This is a genomic window from Sphingosinicella sp., from assembly GCF_052387495.1.
GTDB lineage: Bacteria > Pseudomonadota > Alphaproteobacteria > Sphingomonadales > Sphingomonadaceae > Allosphingosinicella.
Window position 1 is genome coordinate 1 of the sequence record NZ_JBQTJC010000095.1, and the last position, 8,481, is coordinate 8,481.

The 8,481-nt window shown below is 69.9% G+C and carries 10 protein-coding genes; 6 read left to right on the plus strand and 4 right to left on the minus strand.

The annotated features are described in order from the left end of the window. Positions 1–187 (minus strand): preprotein translocase subunit SecG (gene secG / locus ACT4N8_RS05355; RefSeq protein ID WP_444857100.1); only part of this gene is annotated, 187 nt, incomplete at its 3' end. Between the two features lie 103 nt (positions 188–290). Between secG and ACT4N8_RS05360 the strand changes: the two genes are divergently transcribed. After that, positions 291–1,280, plus strand: coding sequence for a serine hydrolase domain-containing protein (locus ACT4N8_RS05360; RefSeq protein ID WP_444857101.1), 990 nt, complete (start codon positions 291–293; stop codon positions 1,278–1,280). On the opposite strand, the gene tpiA is transcribed toward ACT4N8_RS05360, so the two are convergent. Next, entirely contained in the window at positions 1,277–2,026 is a 750-nt protein-coding gene (tpiA, locus tag ACT4N8_RS05365; RefSeq protein ID WP_444857102.1) for a triose-phosphate isomerase, read from the minus strand. The genes ACT4N8_RS05360 and tpiA overlap by 4 nt on opposite strands. An 87-nt stretch (positions 2,027–2,113) precedes the next feature. Here tpiA and ACT4N8_RS05370 point away from each other — a divergent pair, with 87 nt between their 5' ends. Both ACT4N8_RS05370 and ACT4N8_RS05375 read left to right on the plus strand, forming a co-directional pair. Further along, positions 2,114–4,069, plus strand: coding sequence for a SurA N-terminal domain-containing protein (locus ACT4N8_RS05370; protein WP_444857103.1), 1,956 nt, complete (start codon positions 2,114–2,116; stop codon positions 4,067–4,069). Between the two features lie 16 nt (positions 4,070–4,085). Beyond that, positions 4,086–4,676: an anthranilate synthase component II gene (locus ACT4N8_RS05375; protein WP_444857104.1), complete on the plus strand. Its 591-nt coding sequence runs from the start codon at positions 4,086–4,088 to the stop codon at positions 4,674–4,676. Here the strand turns inward: ACT4N8_RS05375 and ACT4N8_RS05380 are convergent. Next, the gene (locus ACT4N8_RS05380; protein WP_444857105.1) at positions 4,673–5,032 is read right to left on the minus strand and encodes a cupin domain-containing protein; all 360 of its coding nucleotides are present in this window, start codon (positions 5,030–5,032) and stop codon (positions 4,673–4,675) included. The two genes, ACT4N8_RS05375 and ACT4N8_RS05380, sit on opposite strands and share 4 nt — an antisense overlap. A 118-nt stretch (positions 5,033–5,150) precedes the next feature. On the opposite strand from ACT4N8_RS05380, the gene lexA reads away from it, so the two are divergent. Continuing rightward, positions 5,151–5,801 (plus strand): transcriptional repressor LexA, encoded by a 651-nt coding sequence (gene lexA / locus ACT4N8_RS05385; RefSeq protein ID WP_444857106.1) that lies wholly within the window; start codon positions 5,151–5,153, stop codon positions 5,799–5,801. 25 nt (positions 5,802–5,826) lie between these two features. Continuing rightward, positions 5,827–6,162 carry a VOC family protein gene (locus ACT4N8_RS05390; RefSeq protein WP_444857107.1) on the plus strand — a complete coding sequence of 112 codons (336 nt, stop codon included), beginning with the start codon at positions 5,827–5,829 and terminating at the stop codon, positions 6,160–6,162. 46 nt (positions 6,163–6,208) lie between these two features. Here ACT4N8_RS05390 and ACT4N8_RS05395 read toward each other — a convergent pair whose 3' ends face one another. Continuing rightward, on the minus strand, positions 6,209–8,344 hold the full coding sequence (locus tag ACT4N8_RS05395; protein WP_444857108.1) for a ComEC/Rec2 family competence protein: 2,136 nt from the start codon (positions 8,342–8,344) through the stop codon (positions 6,209–6,211). 27 nt (positions 8,345–8,371) lie between these two features. Here ACT4N8_RS05395 and ACT4N8_RS05400 point away from each other — a divergent pair. After that, positions 8,372–8,481 (plus strand): glutamate--tRNA ligase family protein (locus ACT4N8_RS05400; protein WP_444857109.1); only part of this gene is annotated, 110 nt, incomplete at its 3' end.

Genomic DNA, 8,481 nt, shown 5'->3' on the forward strand with positions numbered 1-8,481 from the left:
GGGCGACGAAGAGGATGGCGAGGATCGTGGTCGAGCGGGTCAGGAAATCCGCCGCGCCGCGCGCGCTCATCATCCCCGACGGGCTGCCGCCGCCGGCGAGGCCGCCGCCTTCGGAGCGCTGCATCAGGATCACGGCGATCATCGCCACCGCGACGAGAGTCTGCACGATCAGGAGGAACTGGAACATGAAGGAGCTTTCGTACTAATCGGGCGCCGGGCCGCGCCGAGGAGATAGACGCAGGCGCCGCCGGCTTCAAGCACCCGCGGCGCGAGATAAGGGAGAAGGGTCGATGCGTTTGTTTTGGATGGCCATCCTCGCCGCGCTGGCCGCGCCCGCCTGCGCGACCACGCAGCCGCAGGATCCGGACCTCGGCGCCCTGGTCGATGCCCATGTGGCGAACGGATTTTCGGGCGCGGTGCTGGCCGCCCGCGGCGATGAAGTGCTGCTCAGCCGCGGCGCGGACGACCGTTTCTGGATAGCCTCGACCGCCAAGCAGTTCGTCGCTGCGGCCGTGGTAAAGCTCGTCGAGCAGGGCCGACTGGGCCTCGACGATCCATTGAGCCGCTTCTTCCCCGACGCGCCGGCGGATAAGGCCGCGATTACGCTCAGGCAACTGCTTTCGCACATGTCCGGCATCGGCCAGAGCTATGTCTCGGAGCGCCTTGGCGAGCGCGCGCCCGCCGTCGCCGCGATGTTCGCCGAGCCACTCGCGGGGCCGCCGGGCAGCGGGTTCCGCTATTCCAACAGCAATATCCAGCTCGCCGTCGCCGTCGTCGAGGCGGTTAGCGGCATGAGCTATCCCGAATTTGCCCGGTCGGTGCTCTGGGCGCCGGCGGGCCTTGCCGATACCGGATTCGCGGGCGGCGAGGTGACGGCGACGGTGTCGCCGATCGAGGGCGCGCTGCCGCCACGCCTGATCCAGGGTTTCTGGGGCGGCGAAGGAGTCTTTTCGAGCGCGCACGACTTGTACAGATGGGTACGCGCTTTGCGCAGCGGCCGGGCGATGAGACGTGCGAGCGCCGACCTCATGTTCGCGCCGGTACAGGGCGCGACGATCAGCGAGGGCGCCGCGGCGCTGGGTTGGTTCGTCGGCCACGCGCCCAGCGGCGCGACCCGGGTGTTCATCCGCGGCAACGAGGATTTCGGCGCCAACTCGCTGATCTACTATTACCCCGAGCATGACATCACGATCATCGTGCTCACCCATGCCGGCGACGCAGGCGAGCTTTCCTGGTCGCGCACAGTGCATGCGGACGTAGAGCGGGCGCTCGGGCTCTAACTGGGCGCGGCTGCCTCGACGATCGGGACGAACTGCTCCGCGGTGAGGCTCGCGCCGCCGACCAGGGCGCCGTCGACCTCGGGACAGGCGAAGAGCTCGGCAGCATTGTCGGCCTTAACCGAGCCGCCGTAGAGGATGCGGATGCGGCCGCCGAGATCGCCATAGCGGGCGACGAGCGCGGCGCGGATCGCGCCGTGCATCCCGGTCACGTCGGCCGGGGTCGCGACATTGCCGGTGCCGATCGCCCAGACCGGCTCGTAGGCGACGACCAGCTCGCCTTCTTCCCAGCCGTCGGGGAGCGAGCCGTCGAGCTGGCTCGAGACGACCGCTTCATGCTTCCCGGCGGCGCGGTCGAGCGCATGCTCGCCGACGCAGACGATGGTGACGAGGCCGCCGGCCAGCGCCGCCTCGGCCTTGGCGCGGACTTCGGGGTCGGTCTCGTGCTGGTCGGTGCGCCGCTCGCTATGGCCGACGATCACGGCACGCGCGCCCGCCTCCTTGATCATCGCGACCGAGGTGCAGCCGGTATGGGCGCCTTTGTCCTTCGCGTGACAATCCTGAGCGCCGATCATCAGGCCGCCGGCGCGGGTCCCGGCCGCGGCGATCAGGGTGAAGGGCGGGCAGATGCCGACATCGACCCCGCCGGCCTCGCGCGCCGCCTCGGCGATCGGCCCGAGCTCGGCGAGCTGCGCCAGATTGCCGTTCATCTTCCAATTGCCGACGACGAGCTTGCGGCGGAGCGACATGGGGGTTCCTGAAGCCGTGGGTGTTGCCGGGCGCCTAGCGCGCTTCTATGAGCCGCGCAAACCTCACCGACAGGATCCCCCGCCCCCATGCTTTCCTTCGCCCGCAAGAAATTCGCCCGCTGGCTCGCCATCGGCCTGCTCGGCCTCGTCCTGATCGCGATGGTGATTACCGGCTTCGGCACCGACGGCATGGGCGGGCTGGGCGGCATGGGCGGCGGCGGACAGCAGGCGACGACGCTCGCCACGGTCGGCGACACGACGATCACCGAGCAGGAATTCAGCGACATCCTGACCCGCCAGTTCAACCAGGCGCGCGAGCAGCAGCCGACGCTCGACATGGCGACCTTCCTCGCCTCCGGCGCGTTCGACCAGATCCTCAATTCGATGATCGTCGGCGCCGCCGTCTCCGAATATGGCGAGGAGCAGGGGCTGGTCGCCTCGCAGCGCATGATCGACCGCGAGATCGTCAACATCCCGCAGTTCCGCAATTTCGCCGGCCAGTTCGACCAGGCGACCTTTCGTCAGGCGCTCGCGGGCCAGAATCTGACCGAGGCGCAGCTGAGGCAGGACATCGCCCGCTCGCTGATCCAGCGCCAGCTGCTCGGCCCGATCGCGCTCGGCGGGCGCGTGCCGGAGGGGCTTGCGCGCCAATATGCGAACCTGCTGCTCGAGCGGCGGCAGGGCACGATCGGGCTGGTCCAGGCCTCGGCCTTCACCCAGGGGATCAACCCCAGCCCCGCCGAGATCGCCCAATTCTACAACCAGAATCGCGGCCGCTTCATGATCCCAGAGCGGCGCGTCGTCCGCTTCGCGGTGATCGGCCCGGAGCAGATCGCCGCCGCGGCGCAGGCGACCGAGCAGGAGATCCAGGCTTATTACCGGCAGAATGCGGCGCGCTATGGCCCCGGCGAGACGCGCACGCTCCAGCACCTCGTGCTGCAGGACCAGCGTGCGGCGCAGGCGGCGGTGCAACAGCTGCGCGGCGGCGCGAGCTTCGCCGACGTCGCCTCGCGCGCCGGCTTCGCCGCGGCCGACCTCACCTATCCCAACCTGACCCAGCCCGCCTTCGCCGGCCAGGCCGCGCCGGAAATCGCACAGGCGGCGTTCGCGCCCGCGGCGGCGCAGGGCGCGGTGGTCGGGCCGATCGCGGCGCAGGGCACCTTCCACGTCGTGCGGATCGAGGCGATCCAGCGCACCCCGGCCCGATCGCTCCAGGACGTGCGCGCCGAGATCGCCCAGCAGATCACCCAGCGCAAGGCGGTCGACGCGCTCGCCGCCCTGATCGGCCGGATCGAGGACCGGATTTCGGACGGCTCGAGCATTGAGGAAATCGCCCAGGCTGAACGGCTCCAGCTGGTCACGACGCCGCCGCTGACTGCGGCCGGCCAGGCCTTCGGCCAGCCGTTCGTGATCCCTCCCGAATTGAGGCCGCTGATCACCGAATCCTTCCAGATCGACCCGGAAAACCCCGAGCCGGTGGTCGAGGAAATCCAGCAGAACCAGCGCTATGCCTTGCTCGGTATCGGCCAGACCTTCGCCGCCGCGCCGCCGCCGCTGGCGCAGATCCAGAACCAAGTGCGCGAGCTGATGATCCAGCAACGCGCGCTGGAACGGGCGCGGACGGTCGCGAACGGGATCGTCGGCCGGCTCAACGGCGGCACGCCCGCGGCGCAGGCCTTCGCTGGCCAGACCGGCGTCTCTAACCAGCAAAGCGTCAACATGCAGCGGATGGAGATCGCACAGGGCGGCCAGCAGGTGCCGCCGCCTCTCCTCGCCCTCTTCAGCCTGCCCCAGGGCCGGGCCCGGATCATGCCGGCGCCGAACGGCCAGGGCTGGTTCGTCGTCCACCATGCCCAGCGAACCCCCGGCGACGCCGCGTCCCAGCCGCAGCTGATCCAGACCACGCGCAACGAATTCAACAATTCGGCGGCCGAGGAGCTGGCCCAGCAATTCGCGCGCGCGCTCGAGCAGCGCTTCGAGGTCGAGCGCAACGACGAGGCGATTGCGCGCGTCCGGCGGCGGCTGTCCGGGGCTTTGCAATAGAAGCGGGCGCCGCCCGGTGGTCCTCGTCGTCGACAATTATGACAGCTTCACCTGGAACATTGTCCATTATCTGAAGGAACTGGGCGCCGAGGTCCGGGTCGTCCGCAACGACGCGCTGACGCCCGAAGAGGCGCTTGCGGACGGAACCGACGGCATCCTGATCTCACCCGGGCCCGGAACGCCGGACGAAGCGGGGACTTCGCTGGCGCTGGTTGCGGCCTGCGCCGGGGCGGGGCGGCCGCTGCTTGGCATCTGCCTCGGCCATCAGGCGATCGGACAGCATTTCGGTGGGCGGATCGAGCGGGCGCCGCGGGTGATGCACGGCAAGACCAGCGCGATCGCGCATGACGCCAGCGGCGTCTTCGCGGGCCTCCCCTCCCCGTTCGAGGCGACGCGCTATCATTCGCTCGTCGTCGCGGCGGAGAGCGTGCCGGACAGCCTGATCGTCAACGCGCGGGCCGGGGACGGCACGGTGCAGGGTTTCCGCCACCGCGCGCTGCCGATCCACGGCGTCCAGTTCCATCCCGAGAGCATCGCCAGCGCGCACGGCCATGCCCTGCTCGGCAATTTTCTGAAGCTGTGCGGCGCAGCGGCCCGCCTGAGCTAGATGCGGACGCCGTCGGGAGCGGTGTAGGCCGAGTCGACGATGTCGCCGGTGTTGCGCGTGCCGGCGGGCTCTAGCAGCAGGATCTCGGCCTCCTCCTCCGCGACGGGGCGGTGCTCGACGTCGGGCGGGACGACGATGAACTCGCCCGCCGCCAGCTCAACCGCGCGGTCGCGAAACTCGAGCCGGAAGCGGCCGCGCCAGCAGAGGAACATCTCGTCCACCTCGTGGCTGTGCCAGGGAAACTCGCCCGCGATCTTGACCAGCTTCAGCTCCTGGCCATTCAGTTCGGCGACCACCTTCGGCCGCCAATGCTCGCTGAACAAAGCGAACTTCTCGGCGATGCTGACCCGTTCCATTTTTTCCGACCTCCGAGCGCTTCGGCCCGATCCCGAAATCCAAGCAAAGCGGCGACGCTTGACAGCCTCCGAAACGTTCCTTACACGTTCCGCAAACGTTCCATCGGGAGGAACCCAAATGCTCACGCGCAAGCAACACGAGCTGCTTCTCTACATCGATTCCAGGCTGAGCGAGAGCGGCGTCTCGCCTTCGTTCGAGGAGATGAAGGAGGCGCTGGACCTCAAGTCCAAGAGCGGCGTCCACCGGCTGATCTCGGCGCTCGAGGAGCGCGGCTTCATCCGTCGCCTGCCCAATCGGGCGCGGGCGCTGGAGGTGCTGAAGGTGCCCGAAGCGCGCACCGCCGCTGCGCCGTCCAACGTGACCCAGATGCCCCCGCGCGCCGCCAACGACGTGATGGACATCCCACTCCACGGCCGGATCGCCGCCGGCACGCCGATCGAGGCCCTGCAGGGCACCGACACACTTCCCGTCCCCGCCGCTTTGCTCGGGCCCGGCGAGCATTATGCGCTTGAGGTGGCGGGCGATTCGATGGTCGAGGAAGGGATTCTGGACGGCGACTATGCGCTGATCCGCAAGACCGACACGGCGCGTGACGGCGAGATTGTCGTCGCCCTGATCAACGACGAGGAAGCGACGCTCAAGACCTATCGCCGCGAAGGCCAGATGATCCGCCTCGATCCGGCCAACCGGATGTACGACCCGCAACGCTACCGCGAGGACCAGATCGTGATCCAGGGCAAGCTGGCGGGACTGCTGCGGCGCTACTAGCTGTTAGACAAGGGGGAGCCGTCCCATGGCCCGCCTCAATTATGTCGAGCTGCCGACCGCGGACATCGATGCCGCCGCACGCTTCTATGAGCAAGTGTTCGGCTGGACGATGACCCGCTTCGGCCCGACCTATGCCGCGACGATGAGCGGCGATACCGATGTCGGCCTCCAGGCCGACCAGACCGAGGCGACGAAAGCCCCGCTGGCGGTGATCGAGGTCGACGATCTCGAAGCGGCGCTGACCGCGATCGAGCAGGCCGGCGGCACCGTCGTTCGGTCGATCTTCGCTTTCCCCGGAGGACGCCGCTTCCAGTTCACCGATCCGAGCGGCAACGAGCTTGCCTGCGTCAAAGGGGATTGAGGAACCGGGTCCTGTCCAGCGGTCGATTTGAAGCTGGGACCTGCCATCAGCGCCGGCTTCCGGCCCAGGGATGCTGGCCCGCTTGCTGCGCGACCGTGACGACGTGGGGGCGCTCACCGAAGGTGACGGTGAGCCCGCCTGTCCGACTCAGCAAGGCGCGGTCGGCACGGAGCCAGCGAGGGGTGCAGCCGCGCGGGAGCAGGCGGTCGGCGACGACGATGTCCGCGGCGGCGCAGGCGCGGATCATCTCGTCCCAGCGGACGAAATGCGACGTGCGGGTGGCGAGGATTCGCCAGACACGGCCGCCGTGCGCGATATTGGCGACGCACAGGTCGGGGCTGCATGCGGCGGTCGGCAGGCGGTCGAGTTCCAGATATTCGGCCTCGGCGCCTGACAGCTCGGCGAGCGTGTCGCGGACATAGTCGCCGGCACGAGGGCGCAGCAAAGCGAGGCGGCCGTCGTCGCCGCGCAGGACGAGATGGCGGCCGTCGCCGGTGACGATCAGGTCGGGCGCGGGCGTGACCAGCGCCCAGAGCGCGCCGGCGGCGACACCGATCAGGCCGAACCTTCGCCAGCGCGTGCGCCAGAGGCAGATCCACAGGCCTCCCCCTGCGATCAGCGCGAAGGCGCCGCGCGGCACCGAGGGCAGCATCGCCACCGCGCCCGGCGCGTCGGCGGTGGCGTGGGCGAGGCCGAGCAGCAGCGACAGCGCCTGCCCCGTCAGCCACCAGAAGGGCGCGCCGAGCCCAACCAGATCGAACAGCAAGGCAAGCGCCTCGAGCGGCATCACGACGAAGGTAGTGAGCGGAATGGCGACGACATTGGCCGCGGCGCCGTAGAGGCCGGCGCGGTGGAAATGGAACAAGGCGATCGGAGTCAGCGCGACCTCGACGGCGAGGCCGGTGAGGACGAGGCCCAGGACGAAGCGGCCGATCTTGGCAATCCCCCCTTCGTCACGCCGCGACAGCAGGGCCTGGATGCGCGGGTTTTCGTGCAGGGCGACGATCGCGGTGATCGCCGCGAAGCTCATTTGGAAGCTGGGCCCGACCAGGCTCTCGGGCCAGAAGAGTAGGACGACGAGCGCGCCGACCGCCAGCAGGCGCAAGGTGATCGCGTCGCGGCCCAATGCGACCCCGGCGAGGACGAGCAAGGCGGCGATGCAGGAGCGCACGGTCGGCACCTCGGCCCCGGTCAACAAAGTGTAGCCGAGCCCCGCCACCGCCCCGGCGCCGGCGGCGACGAGGATCAGACGCAGGCGCAGCGCCAGCATTGGGCTCAGCGCGAGCAGCTTCATCGTCGCCAGCATCACCGCGCCGACGACGGCGGTGATGTGCAGCCCGCTGACCGAGAGCAGATGGGCAAGGCCGGAGCGGCGCATCGCCTCGGCGTCGGCCTCGGGGATGCCATATTGGTCGCCGGTGGCGAGCGCCGCGGCGATGCCGCCCTCCCCCGCTGGCAGGCGCGAGCGGATATGGGCGCCGAGCCGCTGCCGCCAGCCCGCGATGCGCGCCGACCAGCCCTGTCCCGCCGCGGGCGCGACGACGGCAATCGACAGCGCCCGGCCAGTGCCGCCGATGCGCTGGAACCAGGCGTGGCGGGCGAAGTCGTCGGCGCCCGGCGCGGCCGGCGGCGCGGGCGGCATCAGCCAGGCGCGGAGCCGGATGGTGGCGCCGGGATCGAGGCCCTCAATCATCATCCGCTCCGGGACATTCACGCGCAGGCGCGGCGGCAGCGCGCTCTCCTGCGGCGCGACGACCAGCCGGGTCAGGCGCTGGGCGGCAAGCGCCTGTACGGTTTCGATCCTGGCGGTGAATTCGTGGACGCCGTCCCGCTCCAGCCGCGGCGCGGTGGCGCGCTCGGCGGTCCACCAGATCAGGCCGCAACCCAAGGCCGCGGCGGCGCCGAACCAGGCGAGCGCCCGCCCCCAGCGCGTGCCGCCCGCGAGCGCAAGCGCGGCGAGAGTCAGCGCCAGCGCGGCGGCGAGAAACGCGATCCATCCGAAGCGATCGGGCAGCCAGAACCAGGCGGCAATGCCGAGGATGAGGCCGACGGGAAGCCAGAGCGGGAGCTGGTCCTTCTCGGCGTCGAACAGCGCCTCAAGCCGATCGTCGAGGCGCGGCCAGCGCCAGCTTGGTCGCGGCGCATCCGCTATGCTAGGGCCGCTCGCATCCCGGGTCGCCATGGCCCCTCATCCTTGGAGAATCCCCGCTTGAGCGCAAGCCCAGAGCCACGAGCTGTCGTGACGCGCTTCGCGCCCTCGCCGACCGGCTTTCTGCACATCGGCGGCGCGCGCACCGCCTTGTTCAACTGGCTGTTCGC